At 55.7% G+C, this 26,220-nt stretch carries 32 protein-coding genes; 17 read left to right on the top strand and 15 right to left on the bottom strand.

The window, feature by feature from the left end; all coding sequences use genetic code 11:
* Positions 1 to 29 precede the first annotated feature (29 nt).
* Positions 30 to 269 (top strand): YceK/YidQ family lipoprotein, encoded by a 240-nt coding sequence (locus tag AABB92_RS07425; RefSeq protein ID WP_031376538.1) that lies wholly within the window; start codon positions 30 to 32, stop codon positions 267 to 269.
* Here the strand turns inward: AABB92_RS07425 and AABB92_RS07420 are convergent.
* The 3 genes from AABB92_RS07420 to AABB92_RS07410 form a co-directional block, all read right to left on the bottom strand.
* Positions 260 to 661 (bottom strand): MysB family protein, encoded by a 402-nt coding sequence (locus tag AABB92_RS07420; RefSeq protein WP_031376539.1) that lies wholly within the window; start codon positions 659 to 661, stop codon positions 260 to 262. The two genes, AABB92_RS07425 and AABB92_RS07420, sit on opposite strands and share 10 nt — an antisense overlap.
* 116 nt (positions 662 to 777) lie before the next feature.
* On the bottom strand, positions 778 to 1,044 hold the full coding sequence (locus AABB92_RS07415) for a hypothetical protein (protein ID WP_031376540.1): 267 nt from the start codon (positions 1,042 to 1,044) through the stop codon (positions 778 to 780).
* 545 nt (positions 1,045 to 1,589) lie between these two features.
* Positions 1,590 to 2,513: a Kdo(2)-lipid IV(A) acyltransferase gene (locus AABB92_RS07410; RefSeq protein WP_031376541.1), complete on the bottom strand. Its 924-nt coding sequence runs from the start codon at positions 2,511 to 2,513 to the stop codon at positions 1,590 to 1,592.
* 254 nt (positions 2,514 to 2,767) lie between these two features.
* Here AABB92_RS07410 and trhO point away from each other — a divergent pair, with 254 nt between their 5' ends.
* On the top strand, positions 2,768 to 3,817 hold the full coding sequence (gene trhO, locus AABB92_RS07405) for an oxygen-dependent tRNA uridine(34) hydroxylase TrhO (RefSeq protein ID WP_031376542.1): 1,050 nt from the start codon (positions 2,768 to 2,770) through the stop codon (positions 3,815 to 3,817).
* Positions 3,818 to 3,857: 40 nt separating this feature from the next.
* Here the strand turns inward: trhO and AABB92_RS07400 are convergent, their stop codons facing one another.
* The 9 genes from AABB92_RS07400 to grxB all read right to left on the bottom strand — a co-directional run bounded on the left by AABB92_RS07400 (position 3,858) and on the right by grxB (position 10,244).
* Positions 3,858 to 4,433, bottom strand: coding sequence for a YceI family protein (locus AABB92_RS07400; RefSeq protein ID WP_046288399.1), 576 nt, complete (start codon positions 4,431 to 4,433; stop codon positions 3,858 to 3,860).
* 1 nt (position 4,434) lies between these two features.
* Entirely contained in the window at positions 4,435 to 5,007 is a 573-nt protein-coding gene (locus tag AABB92_RS07395; protein ID WP_031376543.1) for a cytochrome b, read from the bottom strand.
* Positions 5,008 to 5,301: 294 nt separating this feature from the next.
* The gene (gene solA / locus AABB92_RS07390; protein WP_031376544.1) at positions 5,302 to 6,414 is read right to left on the bottom strand and encodes an N-methyl-L-tryptophan oxidase; all 1,113 of its coding nucleotides are present in this window, start codon (positions 6,412 to 6,414) and stop codon (positions 5,302 to 5,304) included.
* Positions 6,415 to 6,511: 97 nt separating this feature from the next.
* Positions 6,512 to 6,766, bottom strand: coding sequence for a biofilm formation regulator BssS (gene bssS / locus AABB92_RS07385; RefSeq protein WP_031376545.1), 255 nt, complete (start codon positions 6,764 to 6,766; stop codon positions 6,512 to 6,514).
* A 249-nt stretch (positions 6,767 to 7,015) separates the two neighbouring features.
* A complete protein-coding gene (locus tag AABB92_RS07380) occupies positions 7,016 to 7,288 on the bottom strand; it encodes a hypothetical protein (RefSeq protein ID WP_031376546.1) in 273 nt (90 codons plus the stop codon).
* Positions 7,289 to 7,434: 146 nt separating this feature from the next.
* Positions 7,435 to 7,680 (bottom strand): DNA damage-inducible protein I, encoded by a 246-nt coding sequence (gene dinI, locus AABB92_RS07375; RefSeq protein ID WP_031376547.1) that lies wholly within the window; start codon positions 7,678 to 7,680, stop codon positions 7,435 to 7,437.
* Between the two features lie 62 nt (positions 7,681 to 7,742).
* Entirely contained in the window at positions 7,743 to 8,786 is a 1,044-nt protein-coding gene (gene pyrC, locus AABB92_RS07370; protein WP_031376548.1) for a dihydroorotase, read from the bottom strand.
* A gap of 131 nt (positions 8,787 to 8,917) precedes the next feature.
* On the bottom strand, positions 8,918 to 9,481 hold the full coding sequence (locus AABB92_RS07365) for a lipoprotein (RefSeq protein WP_031376549.1): 564 nt from the start codon (positions 9,479 to 9,481) through the stop codon (positions 8,918 to 8,920).
* A 115-nt stretch (positions 9,482 to 9,596) separates the two neighbouring features.
* A complete protein-coding gene (gene grxB / locus AABB92_RS07360) occupies positions 9,597 to 10,244 on the bottom strand; it encodes a glutaredoxin 2 (RefSeq protein ID WP_046288398.1) in 648 nt (215 codons plus the stop codon).
* 294 nt (positions 10,245 to 10,538) lie between these two features.
* Between grxB and rimJ the strand changes: the two genes are divergently transcribed.
* From rimJ to murJ, 4 genes are all read left to right on the top strand, one after another.
* The gene (gene rimJ / locus AABB92_RS07355; RefSeq protein WP_046288397.1) at positions 10,539 to 11,129 is read left to right on the top strand and encodes a ribosomal protein S5-alanine N-acetyltransferase; all 591 of its coding nucleotides are present in this window, start codon (positions 10,539 to 10,541) and stop codon (positions 11,127 to 11,129) included.
* A gap of 15 nt (positions 11,130 to 11,144) precedes the next feature.
* The gene (locus AABB92_RS07350; RefSeq protein ID WP_031376550.1) at positions 11,145 to 11,780 is read left to right on the top strand and encodes a YceH family protein; all 636 of its coding nucleotides are present in this window, start codon (positions 11,145 to 11,147) and stop codon (positions 11,778 to 11,780) included.
* A 1-nt stretch (position 11,781) separates the two neighbouring features.
* Positions 11,782 to 12,702 (top strand): Gfo/Idh/MocA family protein, encoded by a 921-nt coding sequence (locus tag AABB92_RS07345; RefSeq protein ID WP_031376551.1) that lies wholly within the window; start codon positions 11,782 to 11,784, stop codon positions 12,700 to 12,702.
* 122 nt (positions 12,703 to 12,824) lie between these two features.
* Positions 12,825 to 14,363 carry a murein biosynthesis integral membrane protein MurJ gene (gene murJ / locus AABB92_RS07340; protein ID WP_031376552.1) on the top strand — a complete coding sequence of 513 codons (1,539 nt, stop codon included), beginning with the start codon at positions 12,825 to 12,827 and terminating at the stop codon, positions 14,361 to 14,363.
* A 61-nt stretch (positions 14,364 to 14,424) separates the two neighbouring features.
* Here murJ and flgN read toward each other — a convergent pair whose 3' ends face one another.
* The 3 genes from flgN to flgA form a co-directional block, all read right to left on the bottom strand.
* The gene (gene flgN / locus AABB92_RS07335) at positions 14,425 to 14,856 is read right to left on the bottom strand and encodes a flagellar export chaperone FlgN (RefSeq protein WP_031376553.1); all 432 of its coding nucleotides are present in this window, start codon (positions 14,854 to 14,856) and stop codon (positions 14,425 to 14,427) included.
* Positions 14,857 to 14,861: 5 nt separating this feature from the next.
* A complete protein-coding gene (gene flgM, locus AABB92_RS07330; protein WP_031376554.1) occupies positions 14,862 to 15,164 on the bottom strand; it encodes a flagellar biosynthesis anti-sigma factor FlgM in 303 nt (100 codons plus the stop codon).
* Positions 15,165 to 15,267: 103 nt separating this feature from the next.
* Positions 15,268 to 15,927 carry a flagellar basal body P-ring formation chaperone FlgA gene (gene flgA, locus AABB92_RS07325; RefSeq protein ID WP_031376555.1) on the bottom strand — a complete coding sequence of 220 codons (660 nt, stop codon included), beginning with the start codon at positions 15,925 to 15,927 and terminating at the stop codon, positions 15,268 to 15,270.
* 154 nt (positions 15,928 to 16,081) lie between these two features.
* Here flgA and flgB point away from each other — a divergent pair, with 154 nt between their 5' ends.
* The 11 genes from flgB (at position 16,082) to flgL (ending at position 26,072) form a co-directional block, all read left to right on the top strand.
* Positions 16,082 to 16,495, top strand: a complete 414-nt coding sequence (flgB, locus tag AABB92_RS07320) for a flagellar basal body rod protein FlgB (RefSeq protein WP_031376556.1) — start codon at positions 16,082 to 16,084, stop codon at positions 16,493 to 16,495.
* 2 nt (positions 16,496 to 16,497) lie between these two features.
* Entirely contained in the window at positions 16,498 to 16,902 is a 405-nt protein-coding gene (gene flgC / locus AABB92_RS07315) for a flagellar basal body rod protein FlgC (protein WP_031376557.1), read from the top strand.
* 12 nt (positions 16,903 to 16,914) lie between these two features.
* Complete coding sequence (gene flgD, locus AABB92_RS07310; RefSeq protein WP_031376558.1) at positions 16,915 to 17,589, top strand: flagellar hook assembly protein FlgD; 675 nt, start codon at positions 16,915 to 16,917, stop codon at positions 17,587 to 17,589.
* 26 nt (positions 17,590 to 17,615) lie between these two features.
* On the top strand, positions 17,616 to 18,890 hold the full coding sequence (flgE, locus tag AABB92_RS07305; protein WP_031376559.1) for a flagellar hook protein FlgE: 1,275 nt from the start codon (positions 17,616 to 17,618) through the stop codon (positions 18,888 to 18,890).
* 20 nt (positions 18,891 to 18,910) lie between these two features.
* The gene (locus tag AABB92_RS07300) at positions 18,911 to 19,669 is read left to right on the top strand and encodes a flagellar basal body rod protein FlgF (RefSeq protein ID WP_046288396.1); all 759 of its coding nucleotides are present in this window, start codon (positions 18,911 to 18,913) and stop codon (positions 19,667 to 19,669) included.
* Between the two features lie 17 nt (positions 19,670 to 19,686).
* Complete coding sequence (flgG, locus tag AABB92_RS07295; protein ID WP_046288395.1) at positions 19,687 to 20,469, top strand: flagellar basal-body rod protein FlgG; 783 nt, start codon at positions 19,687 to 19,689, stop codon at positions 20,467 to 20,469.
* Positions 20,470 to 20,529: 60 nt separating this feature from the next.
* Positions 20,530 to 21,240 (top strand): flagellar basal body L-ring protein FlgH, encoded by a 711-nt coding sequence (locus tag AABB92_RS07290; RefSeq protein WP_031376561.1) that lies wholly within the window; start codon positions 20,530 to 20,532, stop codon positions 21,238 to 21,240.
* 9 nt (positions 21,241 to 21,249) lie between these two features.
* A complete protein-coding gene (locus AABB92_RS07285) occupies positions 21,250 to 22,359 on the top strand; it encodes a flagellar basal body P-ring protein FlgI (RefSeq protein WP_031376562.1) in 1,110 nt (369 codons plus the stop codon).
* Entirely contained in the window at positions 22,359 to 23,318 is a 960-nt protein-coding gene (gene flgJ / locus AABB92_RS07280; RefSeq protein WP_031376563.1) for a flagellar assembly peptidoglycan hydrolase FlgJ, read from the top strand. The genes AABB92_RS07285 and flgJ overlap by 1 nt, the downstream gene beginning before the upstream one ends.
* Positions 23,319 to 23,442: 124 nt before the next feature.
* A complete protein-coding gene (flgK, locus tag AABB92_RS07275; RefSeq protein WP_031376564.1) occupies positions 23,443 to 25,092 on the top strand; it encodes a flagellar hook-associated protein FlgK in 1,650 nt (549 codons plus the stop codon).
* Between the two features lie 14 nt (positions 25,093 to 25,106).
* On the top strand, positions 25,107 to 26,072 hold the full coding sequence (flgL, locus tag AABB92_RS07270; RefSeq protein WP_031376565.1) for a flagellar hook-associated protein FlgL: 966 nt from the start codon (positions 25,107 to 25,109) through the stop codon (positions 26,070 to 26,072).
* Positions 26,073 to 26,220 lie beyond the last annotated feature (148 nt).

The raw sequence follows: 26,220 nt of genomic DNA, 5'->3' as shown, positions 1-26,220 counted from the left end.
ATAATGGTTGTAAAGGGCGGGTATCAGTGGTGAAACGGTGTCTGAAAACAGGTGTGTTAACGCTGGCGGTGATCTGTCTGAGCGGCTGCGGCAGTATTATCAGCCGTACCGTGCCCGGTCAGGGGCACGGTAATCAGTACTATCCGGGCGTACAGTGGGATGTGCGCGACGGCGCCTGGCGGGTATTGACTATCCTTGACCTGCCGCTGTCGCTGGTGGTGGACACCCTGCTGTTACCGGTCGACGCCAGCCACGGTCCTTACGAATAACCGCGATCGGAGTCGCTGTTATCATCTTCCCACTCTTGCGCAGCGGCTTCACCTTCTTCGGTATCCAGCGGCGGCTCCAGCTGGAACTCACCGTCGTCCCATTCGTGCAGGGTGTTTTCCGCTAACCACTCCTGACGCAGTTCTACCTCATCGAAGTCAGCATCGAAAATCGCCTGGGCCGCTTCACCGCTGCGAATCGGCAGGCATTCACCCGCATCACCTTCGTCAGCCAGAAACTCCGCCTGCCACATAATATCACCGTCCTGCATGACATATTTTTGCAGGCCAAACTGGCTTACCGATGCATCGCCTTCCTCAAGTTCCGGGTGGTTAGCGAGAAACTCTTCACGTGCAGCATCAATCGCTTCCTCTAAGGTACTGTACATGCTCATCGCTCTTCTCCTTGCCTGGTTGATTTGATTTCAGTGAAGAATAGACGAAATCTGGCGGAGGGAAAGGGCGGGGCAGTTTGATTGGCGGGAAATAACGCACTTCCCGCCATTCACGGTCAGACTCCTTTTTGCGGGAAGTGCAGGACCGGGCGCACCGATTCATGAATTACCGGTGCGGAGTAGCGAATACAGCATTTTATACAGGGCTTAACTTTTTTGAAGTTAATGCGGGCGATCGATAATGCCTGACTCAGATTATATAAGGTGCCGATAAATATTATGTCTTCTTTATCCGGCATCCGGCGGCATCCTTTCCGGTGAAGCGCATGATAATTGTCCTGATCGGTGCTGATTGTCACATAATAGTAGAGACCGTTATTCATATTATAAGTCCTGCTAAGAAGGTTGCTGTGTGTCATCTTTTTATGTTTTTTGTCTTCGCAGTTAAGCATCTAACTGTCACAGCTGAAATTACCGACAAGCACCCATAACTTCAAATGCAATAACGGTCTATCAGGACGTTAAAATTTTGTAAAAAGGAATATGACCTGCGATGTAGCTACAATTGCTTGTAAATTAAGTTAATTTTACTGGATTAATAAGCAGAGGGAAATGATTAAGCCTGGCTAAATAGGAATTGGCCTGGCTTTTAAATAAATTAGCACCGCCAGTGAATATAATAAAATAATGGGAAATTAATTTATCCGGCCGCTAAAAGGGCGTCAGCGCAGATAATGTCCGGTGGATTGGTTAAGGATGCTAATTATATCGCACGGTTATCAGTAAACTCTGGCGCGCCGTTGATTAATCACTGGACCGGTAATCGGACCGGCGCGGGCTGGCGGGAGGAATGGATTGTTTTAGCAGGGGAGGAAAACAGCGAAAAAAGCGCTAAACGGCATCACTGCCACCGTTTAGCGCCGGTAACTTAATAGCGTGAAGGTTCCCCTTCCGGGCGGGTCTTAAAGCGGCGGTGCAGCCACATATACTGTTCGGGTGCCAGTAAGACGCCTTCCTCGACCACTTTATTCATCCGGGCAGCGGTCTCTTCCTCACTTGCCAGGGTAAAGCTGTCGCTAATATCAGGCAGAATCATCAGTTCATAACCACGGCCTTCTGGCAGACGGCGCGGTACAAACGGAATCACTGCCGGTTTACCCATGCGGATCAACAGATGGGTGCCGACCGTGGTAGCTGCCTTGTCGACGCCAAAAAACGGCACAAACACGCTGCTGCGCGGACCGTAATCGTGGTCAGGCGCGTACCAGATGATATCGCCACGCTTCAGGGCGCGAATCATCCCTTTGAGATCTTTACGATCGAGCATGCTTTTGTTGGAACGCATCCGGCCATGCACCTGCAGCCAGTCAATCAGCTTATTGTCGTTCGGCCGATAGACGCCGATGCCCGGGTTATGGATACCAAACATGCGGGCGCCAATCTCCAGCGTCAGAAAGTGCATACCAATCAACAGCACGCCGCGCTGAGTGTCGCGCGCCTGCTGAATGTGCTCTAAGCCAGAAGGTTTATGCCATTTGTTAATCCGCCAGTCGGGCCAGAACCATGCCATGCCGGTTTCAATCAAGCCCATGCCGACGGATTCGAAGTTGTGCTTAACCATCGCTTCACGATCGTTGGGCGGCATATCCGGAAAGCTTAATTCCAGATTACGGCGTGCGATGTTGACGCGTCGCTTCATAAAGCGCATGCCAATACGGCCAATATTACAGCCAAGCACATAAAGCAGGGGATAAGGAAGTAGCACCAAAAGATAAAGGAAGAACACGCCCAACCAGGTTAACCAATAGCGGGGGTGAAGCAGTTCTCGTGAAAATTGAGGCAACTGGGTCATGTGAAATTGTTTTTTCCTGCGTCGCGCACCGTGCGGTGCTGATATCTCGTTGATTTTCACTATTGTGCCAGTTTTTATCCTGCGCATAAATATTACTGTCGGCGGCAATTCACCCGGTAAGTATTATAAGCGAGCCGGCAGTGCGGGAAAAACAGCCAACCGGCGATCAATTTGGCCGGTGGTCTTTGCATCCCGTTGAAATCAGGTATCATGTGCGCGCTAAATTTCTTCTATTGATGACAGGAACGAACACCATGCCAGTGTTACATAACCTCGTTTCCAATAAAGAGCTGAAGGCGCGCATGCTGGCTGAAACCGAGCCGCGCACCACTGTCTCTTTTTATAAGTACTTCCAGATTGCCGATCCTAAAGCGTTTCGCGATGCGCTCTATCTTGGTCTGACCGCCCTGAAGGTGTTTGGCCGGGTTTACGTTGCGCATGAAGGGATTAACGCCCAGATCAGCGTTCCCGCCAGCCAGTATGAAAAGATGAAAGCCTATCTTTACGGCTTTGATCCGGCGCTGAATAATCTGCGAATGAACGTTGCGCTGGACGACGACGGTAAATCCTTCTGGGTGCTGCGCCTGAAAGTCCGTGACCGGATTGTGGCAGACGGCATTGCTGACGGCACGTTCGATGCCAGCGATGTGGGGCAATACCTCAAAGCCGCAGAAGTGAACGCCATGCTGGACGATCCGGATGCAGTGTTCGTTGATATGCGTAACCATTACGAATATGAAGTCGGACGCTTTGATAACGCGCTGGAAGTGCCGGCCGACACCTTCCGCGACCAGCTGCCGATGGCGGTTGATATGCTGCAGGATAAGAAAGACAAAAAGATCGTGATGTACTGCACCGGGGGAATTCGCTGTGAGAAAGCCAGCGCCTGGATGCGTCATAACGGTTTTGAAGATGTTTACCACGTTGAAGGTGGCATTATCGAGTATGCCCGCCGTGCTCGTGAGCAGGGGTTACCGGTCCGATTCAAAGGTAAAAACTTTGTCTTTGACGAGCGGATGGGCGAGCGGATTTCTGATGATGTGCTGTCGAACTGTCATCAGTGTGGTGAGCCGTGCGACACCCACGTCAACTGCGTCAACGATGGCTGCCATCTGCTGTTTATTCAGTGTAAAAGCTGCGCAGAGAAGTTTGAGAACTGCTGTAGCCCGCTGTGTCAGGAAGAGGCAAAACTGTCGCCGGAAGAGCAGCGTGCCCGTCGCGCCGGGCGTGAAAACGGCAATAAGATCTTTAACAAGTCGCGTGGCCTGTTAAACATGACCATCCCGTCACCGGTTAAAAAATAAGTGATCCCGCCTGAAGCCCGGCTTCAGGCGGTTTAGCCGTTTACTGACGCACACCTTCTACCGAAATCATCAGCTGAACCTTTTGCGAGGCCGGGCCGAGATCTTTGGTAATATTAAAATCTTTCAGCGTAATTTCACCCTCGGCTTCAAAGCCTGCGCGATATCCCCCCCACGGATCTTTGCCTTCACCCAGCAGTTTCGCTTCCAGCGTAACCGGTTTGGTAACGCCATTCAGCGTCAGATCGCCTGTAATTTCCAGCTCATCACCCTCTTTTTTCACTGAGGTTGATTTGAAGCTGGCCTGTGGATTTTTGCCGACGTTCAGGAAATCCGCACTGCGCAGATGCTTGTCACGTTCAGCGTGATTGGTATCAATACTGTTGGTGTTAATGGTGACGTCGACTTTATCGGCTGAAGGGTTACTCTCATCAAAGCTAAAACGGCCGTCAAAATCCTTAAAGGTGCCGTACAGCCAGCTGTAGCCTAAATGCTGAATACGAAACTGAATAAAGGCATGCTGGCCTTCTTTATCAATTTTATACTCAGCGGCGTTAGCGGTCAGTGAACCCAGCAGCAGGCTGGCACCCGTCATGGCCAGTAGCGTCTTCTTTAGCATATTACTTCTCCTTTTCAGCGGGTAAAGGGATGCGCAAACCTGACATCCGTTTTAAGGTGGTATCGCGATCGATAAAGTGATGTTTTAACGCCGCCAGACCGTGCAGCAGCGACAGGATCACCACCGTCCAGGCCAGCCACAGGTGGATATCGCCAGCCAGATCGGCCTGTGCGGCTGCGCCACTCAGAACGGCCGGCAGAGAAAACAGGTTGAATACCGCAATCGGCTTGCCATCGGCGGTGGAGATGAAATAGCCGCTGAGCAGGATGGCCAACAGCAGCGTATAGAGCAGCCAGTGCGCAACCATCGACCCGATCCGCACCGGTGGGGAATAACTGCTTAACGGCTGAGGCGGCGGTGAAATAATTCGCCACAACAGGCGAATCACTAATGTCAGCAACAGGATCACGCCAATACTTTTATGGATTTCCGGCGCATCGTGATACCAGCTATCGTAATAACCGAGTCCGACCATCCATAATCCCAGCGCAAACATGGCATAGATAACCAGCGCCATCGACCAGTGCAGCAGCACGGCGATCAGACCAAACTGATGAGGGGTATTTCGTAACATAGTCTGTTTATTCAGGTGAAATAATCTGAAATAAGCATCTACATTATGAAATATAAAAGCAATCGACCTTACGCTTCTATAACTTTCTGTCGGGATATTGAAAAGGGTGAATTAAAATCGCGACAGATGCGCAATATTACTGAATAAGTTATTTTCACCGCGCGATACGTCAATCAAAAAAGCGCTTAATTCACTTTCAGTGCGAATTAATCAGGCTGTGAATGTCAGTAATATTCAATTTTCTTCAATTTTTGTCAGTCGGGTGCTATCAGACGATACCACCCGCAACAAGAGTCAGAAACGCGAAAGCCGGAAGGGGGAAATATCAAACGAGAACGGTTTTTGCTGAGCAAACTCGGCTGCCAGTTCGCCCAGTACGCTGGCGAATTTGAAGCCGTGGCCGCTTAAACCGGTAATCAGTAACCGATTCGGTTCGTCTGGCAGCGTATCAATAATAAAATCTTCGTCCGGGCTGAAATCGTAACTACAGGCTTCGCCGTGCAGACACACGCCAACACCCGGCAAAAACTGACGCAGGAAACCAAACGCTTCGCTGCCATCTGCCGCAACGGTGCCAAAGGGTTTGCGATCTTCAGGCTGCTGCATCAGCTGGCCGCCATCATGACGTCCCACTTTCAGCGCGTTGTTATCCGCCGGGAAACCGTAAAACTGGCTGCCATCCGCCATTTCAACGGTAAAGCCCGGGAACTTGTTGTTCTCGCTGTAGCGACCATCCGCCTGATACCAGGCAAATACCTTACGGGTCGGCGCAACCGGCAGGTTGGGCACCAGTTTGCCGACCCAGGTGCCGGCACTGATCAGCATCTTGCGGCCACGGTAAATGCCGTCTAGCGTGGTCACCTGTTGCAGATCGCCGTCGCGCCCAATCCCGGACACCGGGCAGTTAAACAGCTGGGCACAGCCTGCCTGTTCTGCCAGCTTGATCCAGCTGCGGACCGCCTGTTCGCATTTGAGGTAGCCCGACTGCGGCTCAAAGACGCCCAGATAGCCTTCGGGTACGTTGATCTGCGGCCAGCGCTTGCGCACCTCATCAGGCTGCATCACCTCAATGTTCAACTGCCATTGCCTGGCGCTGTCGATAACGTTCTGAATAAACGCTGACTGAATCGGTGCCAGGTTCAGCACGCCGCTGCGGTGCATGATACGTTCACCGGCGTGCTGTTCCAGCTCATCCCACAGGGTCTGCGCGCGCAGCACCAGCGGGACATAACGTTCGCCTTCACCGTAAGCGTGGCGAATCAGCCGGCTTTCACCGTGATGCGTACCCTGATTATGCGGCGGATGAGCGCTGTCGATCATCAAAACCGACAGGCCCGCCTGGGTTGCATAGTAGCCCGCCGCCGCGCCCACTGAGCCGCTGCCGACAACGATAAGATCATAAATCATGGTAACCCTGCTCCTGAAAAAGACAGATAATCAAAAGCATAACAGAAACAGAAACGAAAAAGGCACCCCTGAGGGCGCCTCTTTGATGTGGCAGGAATTAGTGCTTCTTAAGGAGTCGTTCTACTTGCTCGGCTGATTCAATCTTAGCGATACCCGCTTCGAGGATCGAGATGAACTGCCTTGCCACATCCGTTGTCAGCCAGTAGGTCGGGCCAACATCCGCTTCTTCTTCTTTTTGATCCTGCGACGATAACGAGTGCAGGCGGATCATCATGGCATCATAACTGTCAACGGTACTGATATCCCAACCCACCAGTGGATGGGTCTGAATCACATCTTTTCTTCTGTCCATTATAACCTCCTTATTACTCGTTAAACGAAGTGCATGATGAGGTTCAATGCGGCTTTTTTATTCCAATAGCGAAACTATTATAACAGTAAAGCGGGCTATTACTGATGAAAAAATGCCTGCACTCAGCTTCTCACAGAATATTTGTGTTTAAAAGGTGGCGGATGAAAAAATAAAATGCCTGACGATCAGGCATTTTAATCAGTGATTCTTCAGGACCAGAAACGCGAGGGAGAGAGCCTGGGGCTGCGGTTAAAGCGCCGGAGTTTCCGGTGCGATGCCGCCACCGCGCTTTTGCAGCGCTTCAGCCAGACGGGCAAAATGCTGTTGCAGTTGCTCATCATGGTTCTGGTTTTGGGCTTCCAGCGACAGATTGTGCACCAGCAACTGACTGGCACGATCGTCAAGACAGAAAATCAGACTGGAAAAGGCATTTTCCAGCACCGTCAGCCGACGTTGCTGATCACCAATCAGTGCTAACAACTCACCAAAGGTCATCGCCTCTTCCGGTTTATCAGTAGTCATGGTATCGCACCTCCTGTTATGCATGACGAGCGCAAGGATAGGGCATTGATCATTCAGAGTCTAGATGCAGGAATAGGGAAGTGCGAGAGGGGAGAAAAGATAAAAAAACCGGGTGGCGAAACCCGGTAAAAACAGCACAGAGGCGGTTAATCGGTAATGAACCAGTCGTCAGCGCTTTCCCACGTTTGCTGCAGGATTTCGCTAATCTGATCGCGAGTCTCTTTGCCCCCGCCCAGCACGCTCAGGTTATTGGCACTGGCGTAGCGCACTTTAACCTGATTGGTGCTGTCCGGGAACTGTTCGTCAATGCGGCGCGACAGCTCGTCGCTCAACGCTTCTATCGCGCCCGCAGGAAGAGGTCGGGTATTCGATACGGTAATTTCAACACGCATGGGAGCCTCCAGATAAGATACTGTATATATTTACAGTATCAACAGGCTGGAGGCAAGCAAAATTATGCGATACGCCAGTTCAGCGTCTCACCGGCGAGGAACGGCACCAGCGAATGCGCGCCGAGTACGATGCTCTCTGGCACCTGCCACGATTCACGTACCAGCGTGATGCGGCTGTCGTTGAGCGGCAGGCCGTAAAAGCGTGGACCGTTTTCAGAGCAGAATGCTTCAAAATGCGACAGCGCATCCAGCTCTTCAAATACCGTGGCGTAGGCCGCTAACGACGTCGGCGCACTGAAGACGCCGGCGCAGCCGCAGCTCGCTTCTTTCAGGTGACGCAGGTGCGGCGCGGTATCGGTGCCGAGGAAGAAGCGGGGATGGCCGCTGGCCACCACCTTGCGTAGCGCCTCCTGATGCACATTGCGCTTGAGGATTGGCAGGCAATAGAGGTGTGGACGGATCCCACCGACCAGCATGTGGTTGCGGTTAAACATCAGATGCTGCGGGGTGATGGTCGCGCCCAGCGTCTCATCGGCCGCGGCAACGTACTCCGCTGCTTCACGGGTGGTGATATGCTCCATCACCACTTTCAGTGCCGGAAACTGCTGGCGAAGCGGCATCATCACCGTCTCAATAAAGCGCGCCTCGCGATCGAAAATATCAATGTGAGCATCGGTAACTTCACCGTGCACCAGCAGCGGCATACCGAGTTGCTGCATCCGCTCCAGTACGCTGGCGATGGCGGCGATGTTGGTAACGCCGTGGCTGGAGTTAGTGGTGGCATGCGCCGGATAAAGTTTGGCGGCGGTAAACAGGCCGGCAGTGAAGCCGCGTTCCAGCTCATCCGGGTCAAGCGAATCGGTGAGATAGCAGGTCATCAGCGGTGTGAAGGCGTGGTCAGCGGGCAGCGCTGCCAGAATCCGATCGCGGTAGGCTTCACCTGCCGCCACGCTGGTCACCGGCGGCACCAGATTGGGCATCACAATGGCACGACCATTCACCGCGCTGGTATACGGCAGCACCGTTTTAAGCATTTCATCGTCACGCAGATGAATATGCCAGTCGTCAGGGCGGCGGATAGTAAGTTGCTGAGGTTGTGCAGTCATTAATGAGGCTCCGGCAGAAAGGAAACGAAAGGCACGTTTAGGCCGGGGTCTAAGCATAAGGATTCAGGCAACCGTTTGCACCTGCTTTTTGCAGCCGGATGAAAATCCGCGCCGTCAGGCGCGGCGGTTGATCAGTCAGTAAACGGGATCACCAGCTCACCCGGTTTCACTTCCAGGCCTTTGGCAAATTTCTTCGCCAGCGACTCACCTTTACTGCGATCGGTACTCAGCACGTAAGCCGGTTTCTGATCGAAATAACTTTTCAGCGACTGATTCAGATAAGGCGTCAGCGTCTTGATGATCGAGGCCATTTTTTCCGGTGTGACCTGCGCATCAACAATCTCCAGATCGCGCAGATAGATGGCGCCCTGCTGCTGATCGAACACCGGCTGAGCGCGCATCTTCAGCTGCATATCGGCCTGCTGTGGCCCAAAGAGGGAGGTAACATTGATCTTCGCGTTACCGGAAAGTGTCACTTTGCCCGGCTCTTCGCGGCCAATCTGGCTGGTGAGATTATTGAGCACGATATGGGCATTAACCAGTCCGGAGAGCCCGATATCTTTTTCATAGTTATTGTGCTTTTGCAGCGCCTGATTCACTTCCTGTTCGCTGATGGTGTACTGCGTCAGTTGATTACAGCCGCTAACCAGCAGCACCAGTAACAGAGCGGCAAGGCCGGAAAAACCCTTTTTCATCGATATTCATCCTAAATGACGAAGCTAATTGAACAGCGCATAGCGTGCCTGAATGCATCTCAGGTGTCATCAGGAAAGGGATGAGAAACGCGTTCGGTTTCTCATCCGTTAGGGGTTACTGGGCGATCGAGGAGAGCAGATTGACCTGGGTTTGCTTAGCCATGTTATCGCGGTATTCTGCGACTCTGGCCGGCCAGTCGATACCGGCAACCAGCGTCAGCGAGCGCAGCAGCGGGAACAGGTTAAAATCATCCTCAGAGAGTTCACCGTTCACCGCATTAGGCTGAACAATTAATTTATCGAGCTGGCGCAGATCGCCGCTGACATTTTTGATCATCCCGGCAGCATGGCTTTTCAGCTCGGTGAAATCTCCAATGCTGGCCTGCTTTTTGTTGCGGAAATAGTCGCGCGCTTCTGGTGTGGCAAATTCTGCAAAAGGGGCCTCGGCGATGCGCGGTAACAGCAGTTTGTTAACATAGCCGTTCATGTGGCGCAGCCAGTCAGCGATGGCCGGATTGAGGGCGCCGGTGATCAGCGGTTCGCCCTCCAGTCGATCGATATAATGCACGATATCCATGCTCTCCGGCATGGCGCTGCCATCCTGTTTTTGCAGGATCGGGGCCATTTTCTGACCGATCAGCCGTTTGGGCGTCTCTTCGTCGTCATTGAGCATCACCACCAGCTCAACCGGCAGATTTTTCAGGCCGAAAATCATCCGCGCCTTAACGCAGAAAGGGCAGTGTTCATAGATATACAGCTTCATCCTGATCTCCTTTGTTGACAGCATGAATCAAATCATCCTGTTTTCGGACTCGCCAAAAAGTATGGAAGAGATTAAGCGGCAGGGCAAACCCACCCGCGCCGGATGCGGAACCGATCGGCGTCAGAGCGGGTCCGGGCCGGTAATCACCGTCAAAATCAATGGCGATATCAGAGCAAAATCAAGGTGTTTGCAGCTTGATCGCGGGTAACGTTTTACCGCAGCCCAGGCGACGGTTATAGTGAAAGCAGGGTAATTACGGCTCATCTTTATCAGCCTTTGATTTCAGGAGTCAGGATGTTTGGCTATCGTTCTGCCGCGCCAAGGGTGCGATTAACCACCGACCGGCTGGTGGTCCGTCTGGTTCACGAGCGTGATGCCTGGCGGCTGGCAGATTATTACGCAGAAAACCGCCTGTTTTTAAAGCCGTGGGAGCCGGTGCGCGATGAAAGCCACTGCTATCCCTCAGGCTGGCAGGCGCGTCTAGGGCTGATTACCGATATGCATAAGCAGGGATCGGCATTCTATTTCATTCTGATGGACAGCGATGAAACCGAGGTGCGCGGCGTGGCTAATTTCAGCAACGTGTTGCGCGGCTCGTTCCACGCCTGTTATCTGGGCTACTCACTCGGCGAGAAATGGCAGGGGCAGGGCATGATGTTTGAAGCGCTGCAGTCGGCTATCCGCTATATGCAGCGTCAGCAGCATATCCACCGCATCATGGCCAACTACATGCCACACAACCAGCGCAGCGGTGATTTGCTGGCGCGGCTCGGATTCGAAAAAGAGGGTTACGCCAAAGATTATCTGTTGATCGACGGCCGCTGGCAGGATCACGTCCTGACGGCATTAACCTGGCGGGAATGGACGTCTGATCGGCGTGGATAATAACAAGGAGTCAGCATGAAATTGACGTTGTCGGCGCAGGCGTTGCGCGTGTTGGGCTGTCTGCTGGAGAAAGAGGTCACGACGCCGGAACAGTATCCGCTCTCCCTGAATGCGGTGGTCAGCGCCTGTAACCAGAAATCGAACCGTGAGCCGGTAATGAACCTGAGCGAGACCGAGGTGCAAAATCAGCTCGATCAGCTGGAAAAATTGCATCTGGTGACCGCCAGCAGCGCATCGGGCCAGCGGGTAGTTAAATATGCTCAGCGCTTCTGCAACTCCGCCTTTGGCACGCTAAAGCTTAACAGCGCGGAAGTGGCGGTGCTGACACTGCTGCTGTTGCGCGGTGCCCAGACGCCGGGTGAACTGCGTACCCGTAGCGGACGTCTGCATGAATTTACCGACGTTAGTGAGGTGGAACAGACGCTCAACGCGCTGCAGCAGCGTGATGACAGCGCCACAGTGATGCGTCTGCCGCGGGAACCGGGTCGGCGCGAACACCGTTTTATCCATCTGCTGAGCGATGAGGCGGAATTGCCACACGAGAGTGACGCCGCAGAGCCGGGCGAGCTGGCTGCACGCGTCACGGCGCTGGAACATCAGGTGGCGCAACTGCAGGCGCAACTCACCCAACTGCTGCAAACGGAGAGCTGAAATGACGTTACGTATTGGCGTGGTGGGACTGGGCGGCATCGCGCAGAAAGCCTGGCTGCCGGTGTTGTCGGCGGCGACTGACTGGACGCTGGTGGGGGCTTTTTCGCCCAATCAGGCCAAAGCCCGGCCAGTCTGCGACAGTTTTCGCATCCGCTGTTTCAGCTCGATTGACGAACTGGCCGCCGCCTGCGATGCGGTGTTCGTCCACAGCAGCACCGCGAGCCACTATCAGGTGGTCAGGACGCTGCTGCTGGCCGGCAAAGATGTCTGCGTCGATAAGCCGCTGGCGGAAACCCTCGATCAGGCGGAAGCGCTGGTTGAGCTTGCCGGCCAGCAGCAGCGCAAATTGATGGTGGGTTTTAATCGTCGCTTTGCTCCACGCTATCAGCAGCTTAAAGCTGAGATGGGCAGCGTCGCCTCGTTGCGGATTGAAAAGCACCGCAGCGACAGCGTCGGACCGCACGATCTGCGTTTTACCCTGCTGGATGACTATCTGCACGTGGTGGATACCGCGCTGTGGCTCGGCGGTCAGCCGTTTAGTGAAGTGCAGGGGCGCATTACCACTACCGCGCAGGGAGAGATGCTTTACGCGGAACACCACTTTAAGGTGGGCGGCGTGCCGATCACCACCAGCATGCACCGGCGTGCCGGCAGCCAGCGTGAGCGGGTCAGCGCGGTGTGTGAGCGCAAATGCATCGATATCAGCGAAATGCGCGACTGGCAGGAGGAAACCGCAGGCGGCCTGCTGATCGCGCCGCCGCCCGCCTGGCAAAGTCATCTGGTGCAGCGCGGTTTCAGCGGCGCGGCACACCATTTTATCCAGTGCGTGCAAAATCAGACGATGCCCGAAACCAGCGGTGAACAGGCCCTGCTGGCGCAGCGCGTGGTGGAAAAACTGTGGCGTGACGCCACTCAACAATAATGCCTTGTAACACTCCGTGCTGGTCATTTCCCGCCGTGGCAGTAGACTATCGCCGGGCATCATCCGGATGCCCGCGCTAAGTCTCTCATTTTGCCGATTCTTTTCAGGATGCGCCGTCAATTATGAATTTGTTGAAATCGCTGGCAGCGGTCAGTTCCATGACCCTGTTTTCCCGCGTACTGGGCTTTGCCCGAGATGCCATTGTGGCCAGGGTGTTTGGCGCCGGAATGGCGACCGATGCATTTTTCGTCGCCTTTAAGTTGCCCAATCTTTTACGGCGTATCTTTGCTGAAGGCGCCTTCTCACAGGCGTTTGTGCCGATTCTGGCGGAATACAAGAGTAAGCAGGGCGATGAAGCGACGCGGCTGTTCCTCGCCTACGTCTCCGGACTGCTGACGCTGGCGCTGGCGCTGGTCACGGTGGCGGGGATGATCGCCGCGCCGTGGGTGATTATGGTCACGGCGCCGGGCTTTGCCGACAGCGCCGATAAGTTCGCGCTGACCAGTTCGCTGCTGCGGGTGACCTTTCCTTATATCATGCTGATTTCGCTCGCCTCGCTGGCGGGTGCAGTGCTGAACACCTGGAACCGCTTCTCGGTTCCGGCGTTTGCCCCGACCCTGCTGAATATCAGCATGATTGGTTTCGCGCTGTTTGCTGCACCGCATTTCCATCCGCCGGTGATGGCGCTGGCGTGGGCGGTGGTGGCAGGCGGCGTGCTGCAGCTCGGTTATCAGCTGCCGCACCTGAAAAAGCTCGGCATGCTGGTGCTGCCGCGCCTGAACCTGCGTGATGCTGGCGTCTGGCGGGTCATGCGTCAGATGGGACCGGCGATTCTCGGTGTCTCGGTCAGCCAGATCTCGCTGATCATCAACACCATTTTCGCCTCCTTTCTGGTATCAGGATCGGTCTCGTGGATGTATTACGCTGACCGGCTGATGGAATTTCCGTCCGGCGTGCTCGGCGTGGCGCTGGGCACCATCCTGCTGCCTTCGCTGGCCAAAAGTTTTGCCAGCGGTAATCACGATGAATATTCCCGGCTGATGGACTGGGGCTTACGCCTCTGCTTTTTGCTGGCGCTGCCGAGTGCGGTGGCGCTGGGGATGCTCTCTGGCCCGCTGACCGTAGCGCTGTTCCAGTACGGTAAGTTTACCGCCTTTGATGCGGCGATGACCCAGCGGGCGCTGATCGCTTATTCCGTCGGGCTGATGGGCTTAATTGTGGTCAAAGTGTTGGCACCGGGCTTTTACTCGCGGCAGGACATCAAAACGCCGGTTAAGATCGCGATTGTTACCCTGATTATGACTCAGCTGATGAACCTGGCGTTTATTGGTCCACTGAAGCATGCCGGTTTGTCGCTGTCGATTGGTCTCGCGGCCTGTCTCAATGCGGCACTGCTCTACTGGCAACTGCGTAAAAAGCAGATCTTTATGCCCCAGCCCGGCTGGACAGGGTTTCTGGTTCGTCTGCTGATTGCGGTGCTGGCGATGGCGGCGGCGCTGTTTGCGATGCTGCAGTGGATGCCAGCCTGGGAACAGGGTTCGATGCTGTGGCGGCTGCTGCGACTGGCGGCGGTGTGTGCGGTCGGGGGCGGCGCTTACTTCGTGACGCTCGGGCTGCTCGGCTTCCGGCTGCGCGATTATGCGCGACGCACAACAGTCTGATAAAAAACAGGCATACAAAAAATCCCGCAAGCTGGCGGGATTTTTTTTGCTCAGTCAGTCGTCAGGCTTTGCGGCTGAGTGTCGCCTGGCCTTTACCCATCCCGTCGGGACCATAAAACGCCTGGGTCTGGTGCGGCTTCAGCACCTCCAGCGCATCCTGGGTGTAACGAATCTGATGTTGCAGCAGCAGGCCATTATGCACGTTGGCATCCTGCAGGCGACGGGTGTGCTGCTGAATACGTTGCCAGCGGCTCGCCATGTCGCTCTGACCACGATAAGGTGCCGACGTTGCCAGGCTTTGCTCGGCGGTACGGCGCATCTCATCCAGATAGTTAAGCGTACTGAGCAGCGCACCTTTATCTTCAGTGATACGCTGCAACAGGTTGCTGTTAATGTTTCCGGCTGCCAACTGCTGCTGCTCTTCTTCCAGCAAGGTTGACAGCGATGCCAGCACATCCTGCATCTTATCTAATGTGGTCAGCAAGTTACTCATGGGGACTAGTTACCCTCTAAATACGCCTTAGTGTCGGCAATCAGCGCGTCGGCGATCTTGCCGGTATCCATTTTAAGTTCGCCATTACGAATGGCGGTTTTCAGTTGTTCAACCCGCTGGACGTTGATGTCCTGGCTGCCTGGCTGCATCAGCTGTGACTGCGCGCTGCTCAGGCTAACCTGGGCGGCGGCTGGCGTGCTGGCCGCCGGCGTGGTGCTTTGACGCACTTTGGTGCTGGCGGGCTCGCTGGTGTCGCGGCTCTGTACGGTGCTGGCGGGTTTCAGCGGTTGCGTTCTGTCGATGCTCATATTCGGGCTCCTGTACGGTCAGGGGAGTCTGCCACCTGAATCAGAATAGCGTAATTGCTTAGTTGATTCTTCTATCGGCAGAACAACTGGCTTCTTTAACGCTTTATAGTGTTATAAGAATATTCCCATCATCCCGCACCCGACCGCTGACAACCTGCCCATTTCCCATCCGCACCCGCACCCACTGAGACTGGGTGGCATTGTTCAGTGCCTTACCCTCTCCGCTGGCGTCAAAACCGTCACCACTGGCAATCACCATCACGCTCTGACCCGCCTTCACCCGCCACGGCTGACGCAGCATCGACGGATTAATCGGCTGTCCCGGCTGGATGTCACGCAGCACCACGGCATCCGCTACCGCCTCATCGTTCAGCAGCGCACGCGCCGGCAGGGTATCGAGCCGGCCCGTCTGCAGGCTGAAATCAGCCGCACTGACGCTGCTGCCGCGCGTTAACAGCCGGTTTGCGACCAGGTAAGGTCCGGTGACCTGCACCTGCACCTGAATGTAGCGGCGATTCTCACCGCAGTTGGCGGCTACGCTCATGTTGCCCCACAGGCGGCTGTTGCCCGGCAGGGTAAATTTCGGCGCGTCGCAATCGGGCCACTGGGCCTGCGGCGTGCGGACCACCACGGTCATGCCGTCGGCATGCTGGGGGTCACGCGCTTTAAAAAATTGGTTCAGTTGTGCACTGAGATCGCCGGCCGCAACCGGCAGGGCGATCAGGACCAGCAGACTGGCCAGCAGGCTTTGATATCCACGCATGGTGCTTTTCCTCACTGATGATGGCAACGAGTGTACGCGCAGCAAAAAATATTCAAGAGCCAAAATAGCGTGGGTTTTTGGCCTTATTCAGACGATCACCTCTTGCTTTTCCAAATTAAGCTGCCAGCTCGAAATTCTCATTCGCGGAGGAACCATGCTCGACAAACTGGATGCGGCGCTGAAATTTGGTACGGAAGCCCTCAACCTGCGTGCTCAACGTCAGGAGATCCTGGCGTCAAACATTGCCAACGCCGATACCCCTGGTTATCAGGCCCGGGATATCGACTTTGCCAGCGAGCTGAGTCGGGTGATGGCCAATGGTCGTGCGGAAGGCAGCAGCATGGCGTTAAAAGTCACGTCAGCTCGCCACATTGAAGCGCAGACCAACTCGGCACCGTCGATGGACATGCTCTATCGCATTCCCGATCAGCCAGCCGCCGACGGCAACACTGTAGATATGGACCGTGAACGCACTCAGTTCGCGGATAACAGCCTGAAATATCAAACCGATCTCACCCTTATCAGTAGCCAGATCAAAGGCATGATGAGCGTGTTACAAGGGCAATAATTATGGCCTTGCTGAACATTTTTGACATTGCCGGCTCAGCGATGACCGCGCAATCACAGCGATTAAACGTCAGTGCCAGTAACCTGGCCAACGCCGACAGCGTAACCGGCCCGGATGGGCAACCTTACGTCGCCAAACAGGTGGTATTCCAGACCGATGCCGCGCCTGGCGCAGCCACCGGCGGCGTGAAAGTGGCGAAGGTGGTGGACGATCCGACCCCCGCCAAACTGGTGTATGACCCGGGTAACCCGATGGCCGATGCCAAAGGCTACGTCAAAATGCCCAACGTGGATGTGGTCTCTGAGACCGTCAACACCATGTCAGCGTCACGCAGTTACCAGGCGAACGTTGAAGTCCTCAACACCGTGAAGTCGATGATGATGAAAACCCTGACGATCGGGCAATAACGGAGAACAATTATGGCTATCGCGGTAGGCGTTAATGAGAAGCTGGACCCCACGGTCCTCAGCTCCTCCAGCACCAGTGGCACCGGCAACAGCGCGCAGGATCTGCAGAATCAGTTCCTGACCATGCTGGTGACCCAGTTACAGAACCAGGATCCCACCAATCCGATGGATAACAGCCAGCTCACCACCCAACTGGCACAGATCAACACCCTGAGCGGGATTGAGAAACTCAATACCACGCTGGGATCGATTTCCGGCCAGATCAGCACCAGCCAGTCGCTGCAAAGCTCGACCCTGATTGGGCACGGCGTGATGGTTAACGGCTCGCAGGTTCTGGTTGGCAGCGGCACGACCACGCCGTTTGGGGTTGAACTGACCTCGGCGTCCACTGCTACCGCCGCCACGATTAAAGATGCGAATGGCACGGTGATCGATACCGTTGACCTCGGCGCACTGAGCGCGGGTGTTCATACCTTCTCGTGGGACGGCAAACTGAGCGACGGTTCAACCGCGCCAGACGGTAAATACAGCGTTGCGATTGCCGCAAGCAATGGCAGCACACAACTGGTGGCACAACCGCTTAACTACGCCTACGTCAATGGGGTGAGTACCGCGAACGACACCACAAAACTGGATCTCGGCACCATGGGCTCCGCTTCCCTTGACGAAGTACGTCAGATTCTCTGATTAACCTGTAGACAGGAGACACACACATGTCATTTTCCCAAGCGGTCAGCGGCCTTGGCGCTGCCTCAAGTAACCTTGATGTCATCGGCAACAACATCGCCAACTCCGCGACAGCGGGTTTTAAATCGAGCACCATTGCCTTTGCTGATATGTTCGCCGGTTCTAACGTCGGCCTCGGTACCAAAGTGGCGGCAGTGATCCAGAACTTTAACGACGGTTCGACCACCACCACCAGCCGCGGCCTCGACGTCGCCCTGAGCGGCAACGGTTTCTTCCGTATGACCGACACCAGCGGCGCGGTTTATTACTCACGTAATGGCCAGTTCACGCTGGATGCTAACCGTAACCTGATCAACACCCAGGGCCTGAACGTGACCGGTTATCCGGCCAGCGGCTCGCCAGCGACTATCCAGGCGGGTGCTAACCCGGTGGCGATCAGCATTCCGACCGAGCAGATGCCGGCTCGCGCAACCACCACCACTGGCCTGGTCGCGAACCTGAACTCAACCGACACCGCACCGACAGTGACGACGTTCTCTACTGCTAACGCCGACAGCTACAACAAGAAGACCACCGCGACCGTCTATGACTCGCAGGGTAACGATCACGCGCTCGATATGTACTTTGTCAAAGACACTGCCAGCAACAGCTGGACCGTGCACGCGATTGATGCCAACACCGGTTCATCTGCGGGTGACTTCAAAATGGCGTTCGACACCAGCGGCAAGCTGACCCGCATGGACAAGCTGGATGCGACCGGCGCTGTTGTCAGCAGCAGTACTGATGGCACCGTCGGGTTAACCCTGAACGTGCCGGCAGCCGGCCAGACTACCGCAGCCAACGGTGCAGTAGCTAACCAGCCGATCACCCTGAGCATGCTGGGCAGCCTGCAGCAGAACACCGGTGCCACCACTTTCGGCAGCCCGACCCAGGACGGTTATGCGCCTGGCGATCTGACCAGCTACGCCATTAACGATGACGGCACCATCACCGGCACCTACTCCAACCAGAAAACCCAGTTGCTGGGTCAGATCGTGCTGGCGAGCTTCTCTAACCCGGAAGGCCTGCAGTCACAGGGCGACAACGTCTGGTCGGCGTCGAATGCCTCCGGTCAGGCAGCAATTGGTCTGGCGAACACCGGCACCTTCGGTTCTCTGACCGCTGGCGCGCTGGAAGCTTCTAACGTCGACATGAGTAAAGAGCTGGTGAACATGATTGTGGCGCAGCGTAACTATCAGGCGAATGCGCAGACCATCAAAACTCAGGACCAGATTCTTAACACGCTGGTTAACTTACGTTAATTCGCTAACAGGATTGCTTTATGGATCACGCGATATATACCGCGATGGGCGCGGCCAGCCAGACGCTGGATCAGCAGGCGGTCACCGCCAGCAACCTCGCCAACGCCTCAACGCCAGGCTTTCGTGCGCAGCTTAATGCGTTGCGCGCAGTGCCGGTCAATGGCTGGTCACTGCCAACCCGCACGCTGGTGACCGCGTCCACGCCGGGCGCCGATATGAGTCAGGGCTCGATGGATTACACCGAGCGCCCACTCGACGTCGCGGTACAGCAGGATGGCTGGCTGGCGGTGCGTACTGCTGACGGCAGCGAAGCTTATACCCGCAACGGCAACATGCAAATCAGCCCGAACGGGACGCTGACGATTCAGGGCAATCCTGTAATGGGCGATGGCGGTCCGATTGTGATCCCACAGGGATCGGAAATCACCATTGCCGCTGACGGTTCAATCACCGGCCTGAATGCCGGCGATGCACCGAATGCCACGGTCCAGCTGGGTAAGCTCAAGCTGGTGCGGGCCACCGGTCAGGAGTTGCAGCGCAGCGATGACGGCATGTTCCGCCCGACGGCAGCCACCCAGAACACCCGCGGCGCGGCGTTGCAGGCTGACGCTACCATGCAGGTGATGCCGGGTGTGCTGGAAGGCAGCAACGTTAAGCCGGTTGAAACCATGGTCGACATGATCGCCAACGCCCGACGTTTTGAGATGCAGATGAAAGTCATCACAAACGTTGATGAAAACGAACAAAAAGCCAACCAGCTGCTGAACATGAGCAGCTAAGGCGCGAGGATAACAACATGATTCGTTCTTTATGGATCGCTAAAACCGGTCTTGATGCGCAGCAGATGAACATGGACGTGATTGCCAACAACCTGGCAAACGTCAGCACCAACGGCTTTAAGCGTTCGCGTGCGGTGTTTGAAGATCTGATGTATCAGACCATGCGTCAGCCCGGCACCCAGTCGTCTGAACAGACCACGCTGCCGTCCGGCCTGCAGATTGGTACCGGTGTTCGTCCGGTCACCACTGAGCGTCTGCATACGCAGGGCAACCTGTCGCAGACCAGCAACTCAAAAGATATCGCCATTAATGGTCAGGGTTATTTCCAGATTCAGATGCCGGATGGCACTTCTGCCTATACCCGTGACGGCGCGTTCCAGGTCGATCAGAACGGTCAGCTGGTGACCAACTCTGGCTTCCCGGTGCAGCCCGGCATCACGATTCCGGCCAACGCCACCAGCATTACCGTGGCGCGTGACGGGGTGGTGAGCGTGACGCAGCAGGGCCAGGCGCAGGCGACCCAGGTCGGCCAGCTGACCCTGAGCACATTTATGAACGATGCCGGTCTCGATAGCGTGGGTGAAAACCTCTATCAGGAAACGCAGGCTTCGGGTGCGCCAACTGACAGCACGCCAGGCCAGAACGGCGCCGGTCTGCTTTATCAGGGCTATACCGAAACCTCGAACGTCAACGTGGCAGAAGAGCTGGTAACGATGATCCAGACTCAGCGCGCTTACGAAATCAACAGCAAAGCGATCAGTACTTCCGATCAGATGCTGGCGAAACTGACTCAGCTTTAATCCCCAACAGGGCCAGTTCCGGCTGGCCTGAAGAACAGACACAGATAAGGTCGTGACTCCGTGGCGAAGCAACAGATTCTCAAGCCTGGACATTGGTTAGTCGCCTCGCTGCTGCTAACCCTTAACGGTTGTGCACTGGTACCGCGTACACCGCTGGTAGAAGGGGCGACGACGGCGCAGCCGATGCCGTCCGCGCCACCGGTGGTTAACGGTTCGATTTTCCAGGGCGTCGCGCCACTCAACTACGGCTATCAGCCGCTGTTTGAAGATCGTCGCCCACGTAACATTGGCGACACCCTGACGATTACGCTGCAGGAAAACGTCAGCGCCAGCAAAAGCTCCTCGGCGAATGCCAGTCGTGATGGCAGCAACAGCTTCGGCTTAAGCGCGGTTCCGACCGGGCTGGCAGGGCTGGTTGGGGCCGGTGGTGAAAAAGCCAACTTTGGCGCCGAAGGCAAAAACGATTTCGCAGGTAAAGGTGGCGCATCCGCTAACAACACCTTTACCGGCACCATTACCGTCACCGTGGATCAGGTGTTGTCGAACGGCAACCTGCACGTGGTGGGCGAGAAACAGATCGCCATTAATCAGGGCACGGAGTTCATTCGCTTCTCGGGCGTGGTTAACCCTCGCACCATCAGCGCCAGCAACGCCGTGTTATCTACTGCCGTCGCCGATGCACGTATTGAGTACGTCGGAAACGGTTATATCAATGAGGCGCAGACCATGGGCTGGTTACAGCGTTTCTTCCTGAACATCTCGCCGATGTAAGAGGTTTCAATGAAAAAGTTAACGCTGTTACGCGTCGGACTGGCGCTGCTGCTGGGCGTCAGCCTGCTGGCAAAAGCCGATCTGATCCGTGATTTAACCACCGTACAGGGCGTGCGGGAAAACCAGTTGCTCGGTTACGGACTGGTGGTGGGACTGGACGGTACCGGTGACCAGACCACTCAGACGCCGTTTACCACCCAGACGGTGAGCAACATGCTGTCACAGCTCGGGATTACCGTGCCGACCGGCACCAACATGCAGCTGAAAAACGTGGCGGCGGTGATGGTGACGGCAAAACTGCCAGCATTTGCCCGTCAGGGACAGACGCTTGACGTGGTGGTGTCGTCACTGGGTAACGCTAAAAGCCTGCGCGGCGGAACGCTGCTGATGACTCCGATGAAAGGGGTGGATAACCAGGTCTATGCGCTGGCTCAGGGGAACATCCTGGTCGGCGGTGCCGGTGCGTCGGCAGGCGGCAGCAGCGTACAGGTTAACCAGCTGAACGGTGGCCGGATTACCGGCGGCGCGACGGTAGAACGTGAACTGCAAAGTAACTTTGGTTCGCAGAACACCATTAACCTGCAGCTCAACAATGAAGATTTCTCGATGGCGCAGCGCATTGCCGATGCGATTAACGCGCGTGGCGGTTACGGTGCCGCCCAACCGCTGGATGCGCGTACCGTTCAGATCCGCGTATCGCCGAATAACGAGGCTCAGGTACGCCTGCTGGCGGATATCCAGAACATCAACGTCTCGATTCCGGTCGAAGATGCGAAAGTGATCATCAACTCCCGTACCGGTTCGGTAGTGATGAACCGCGAGGTAACGCTGAATCAATGTGCCGTGGCGCAGGGCAACCTGTCGGTGACGGTGAATCAGCAGCAGAACGTCAGCCAGCCTGATACGCCACTGGCCGGTGGGCAGACGGTAGCCACCACCCAGACCCAGATCGATCTGCGTCAGAGCGGCGGGGCACTGCAACGTGTGAATGCCAGCGCCAACCTGAACAATGTAGTGCGCGCGCTGAATGCGCTGGGTGCATCGCCAATCGAGCTGATGTCGATCCTGCAATCAATGCAGAGCGCCGGCTGTCTGCGCGCCAAACTGGAAATTATCTGATGACTGATACGCAATCTCTGATGAGTGCGGCTTACGACAGCCGCTCACTGAACGAACTGAAACACCAGGCCAGCAGCGATCCGAAAGGCAAAGCGCTGCAGGTGGCTCGCCAGGTCGAAGGGATGTTTGTACAGATGATGTTGAAAAGCATGCGTGAGGCGTTGCCGCAGGACGGCATGATGAGCAACGAGCAAACCAAACTTTTCACCTCAATGTACGATCAGCAGATTGCGCAGGAGATGGGTAAACGTGGACTCGGGCTGGCGGAAACCATCGTTAAGCAGATGCAGCCCGCCACCGCCCCGGATGAAAAAGCCGGCACGGTGCCGATGAAGCTGGATAACAGCTTTATTCTCAGCACCGTCGGCGCGGTACAACAGCCGGCGCAGCAGCTGGAGCAGCTGGTGCGTAAAGCCATGCCGCGCCTGCCGGTCTCGTCACCGACCGGCCTGCCGTCCGACAGCCGTGAGTTTATCGCCCAGCTGACCCAGCCAGCCCAGGCGGCCAGTCAGCAGAGCGGCATTCCTCACCATCTGATTCTGGCGCAGGCGGCGCTGGAGTCGGGCTGGGGCCAGCGCCAGATCCTGACCCGCGACGGTAAACCGAGCTATAACGTGTTCGGTATCAAGGCCAGCGGCGACTGGAAAGGCGACACCACCGACATCATGACCACCGAATATGAGCAGGGCGAAGCGAAGAAAGTGCGTGCCAGCTTCCGGGTCTACAACTCCTATTTCGAGGCTCTGACCGATTACGTCAAACTGATCAGCAATAACCCACGCTACGCGGCGGTCGCTAACGCGTCGAGTGCCGAGCAGGGTGCACAGGCGCTACAGGCGGCAGGCTATGCTACCGATCCTAAATATGCGCAAAAGCTGGTGGGAATGATTCAGCAATTCAAGAGCATGGGCGACAAAGTCGTAAAAGCCTACAGTCAGGATTTAGGCGACCTGTTCTGATAATTCAGCCTCAAGTTTCACTTAAGCACGCCGATAACACCATCATAAGCCAGATGCGTTTTCGCCTGCTGGCGCCCACTTTGATGACTGCCAGCCCGGTTGACGGGGAATGTAAGGAACCGAGATGTCCAGCATAATTAACTCCGCGATGAGCGGATTGAGTGCCGCGCAGGCCGCCCTGAGTACCACCAGTAATAACATTACTAACTACACCGTGGCGGGCTATACACGCCAGACCACCATCCTTGCCCAGGCAAACAGTACTCTGCAGGGCAATAGCTACTACGGCAACGGGGTTAATGTGACCGGCGTACAGCGCGAATATGATGCTTTTATCGCCGCCCAGCTGCGTGGCTCCAGCGCAAACTACAGCGCGGTGAACACCCAGTACAGCCAGATTTCCAATATCGACGATCTGCTGTCAACCTCGACCACCAGCCTGGCAACCTCCATCCAGAAATTCTTTACCAACCTGCAGAACGTGGTGAGCAACGCCAACGATCCGTCGGCGCGCCAGTCGATGTTGAGTAACGCCCAGGGACTGGTCAGCCAGTTCCAGACCACCTCGCAGTATCTGACCAGCATGCAGAACAGCGTAAACAGCGACATCGGTTCCAGCGTCAATCAGGTCAATACCTATACCACTCAGATTGCCGATCTCAACAAGCAGATCGCCAGGCTGACTACCGGTACCGGCACCGCACCAAACGATCTGCTGGATAAGCGCGATCAACTGGTCAGCGACCTCAACAACGTGGTCGGCGTGACCGTCTCAGAGCAGGATGGTAGCTACAGCGTCTCGATGGCTAACGGCCTGACGCTGGTCAATGGCACCAAATCAAACCAGCTGGTGGCGATGACCTCCAGCAGCGATCCAACCCGGACCACCATCGGCTATGTTGATAAACAGGCGGGTAACGTTGAGATCCCGGAGAAGCTGATTACCACCGGTTCACTGGGTGGTCTGCTGGCGTTCCGTTCTCAGGATCTCGATCTGGCGCAGAATCAGCTCGGCCAGCTGGCCGCCACCTTCACCAGCAGCTTCAACGCCGTGCATAAGCAGGGCTTTGACAGCAACGGCGATCAGGGCGTCGATTTCTTTAATATCGGCACCCCGACCGTGGTCAGCAACAGTAAAAACAGCACTGCCGCTTCGGTCACCGCCGAGTGGACCGATACCAGCGCGCTGAAAGCGTCAAACTATACCCTGAGCTATGACGGCAGCAACTGGACCGCGACCCGCGCGTCTGACAGCATCTCCGTCCCGATTACCCCAGGTACCGATGCGAACGGCAATACCACGCTGAGTTTTGATGGCATGAAGCTGACCGTCGCCGCTACGCCTGCGCCGGCTGCGAAAGACAGTTTTCTGGTGAAACCGGTACAGAACGCCATTAACGATATGTCGGTGGCGATCACCAGTGAATCACAGATTGCCGCTGCCGGTGCGACCGGTGGCGAAAGCGATAACCGTAATGCGCAAAAGCTGCTGGACCTGCAGGATGCCAAACTGGTAGGCGGCAACGCCACGCTGGCGCAGGCTTATGCCAGCATCGTCAGTACCGTCGGCAACAAAACCAGCTCGCTGGAAACTACCAGCACCACGCAGAAAAGCGTGGTCGGTCAGCTGACCGATCGCCAGCAGTCAGTTTCTGGCGTCAACCTCGATGAGGAGTACGCTAACCTGACAAAATATCAGCAATATTACATGGCAAATGCGCAGGTGCTGCAGACTGCCAGCACCATTTTTGATGCATTGATCAATATTCGCTAAGGGTAGGGTAAAGCATGCGAATCAGTACAAATATGATGTTTAACCAGCAGGTGCGCGGGATTACCGACTCGCAAGCCTCCTGGCTGAAAGTGGGCGAGCAACTCTCCAGCGGCCGCCGCGTCACCAATCCATCTGACGATCCGATTGCCGCGTCACGCGCAGTGGTGCTGTCACAGACTCAGGCGCAAAGCAGCCAGTATGCGCTGGCACGTACCTTTGCTAACCAGGGATTATCGCTGGAAGAGAATGCGCTGAAAGGCGTGACCAGCAGTATTCAGGATGCGCAAACCCTGATCGTTAACGGTTCAACCGGTACGCTGAGTGACGATGACCGTGGCTCGATTGCAACCCAGCTTGAAGGCATCCGCGCCCAGTTACTTAACCAGGCCAACAGCCAGGATGCGAACGGTCGCTATATCTTTGCGGGTTACAAAACGGACAGCGCGCCGTTTGTCGATGGCACCGGCACCGGCGTCAGCTATGCGGGCGGAACCGATGCGATCACCCAGAAGGTGGACAGTAGCCGCACCATGACCGTTGGTCATACCGGTGACGACATCTTCATGGCGATCACCGGCAATGCCACTAAAGAGCCGGACGGCAGCGCCAGCGAAACCAACCTGTTCGCCATGCTCGACAGCGCAATTGCAGCGCTGAAAGTGCCGCAGGATGACGCTGATGCTGCCACTAAACAGACTTTCCAGGCTGCGATGGATAAAACCAACCGTGGTCTGGGCAACTCGCTGAATAACGTGTTAACCGTACGCTCCGAGATTGGTACCCAGCTGTCGGAACTCGATACGCTGGATGCGCAGGGCGACGATCGTAATGTGATTTACAGTTCGCAGATGAGCGATCTGGTGGATGTCGATTATACCGCTGCGGTCTCCAGCTACACCATGCAGCAGACGGCGCTGCAGGCGTCGTACAAGACCTTTACCGATATGTCCAAGATGTCACTGTTCCAGCTGAATTCATAATCTGACCTGAAAATTTGAGCGTACTTTAACCGGGTGCGCTTAGTTTCTCCCACCCTCCTGATAAAAGAGGGTGGGATTTTTTTTGCCTGAATTCGGGCTGAATCCCGCACCACAGGCATAAAAAAAACCCGGCTTGCAGGCCGGGGTC

Source organism: Pantoea brenneri (genome assembly GCF_038594305.1).
In the GTDB taxonomy this organism is placed as follows: domain Bacteria; phylum Pseudomonadota; class Gammaproteobacteria; order Enterobacterales; family Enterobacteriaceae; genus Pantoea; species Pantoea brenneri.
Note: the sequence above shows the minus strand (reverse complement) of the source record. Positions and strands in the feature narration are given on the sequence as shown.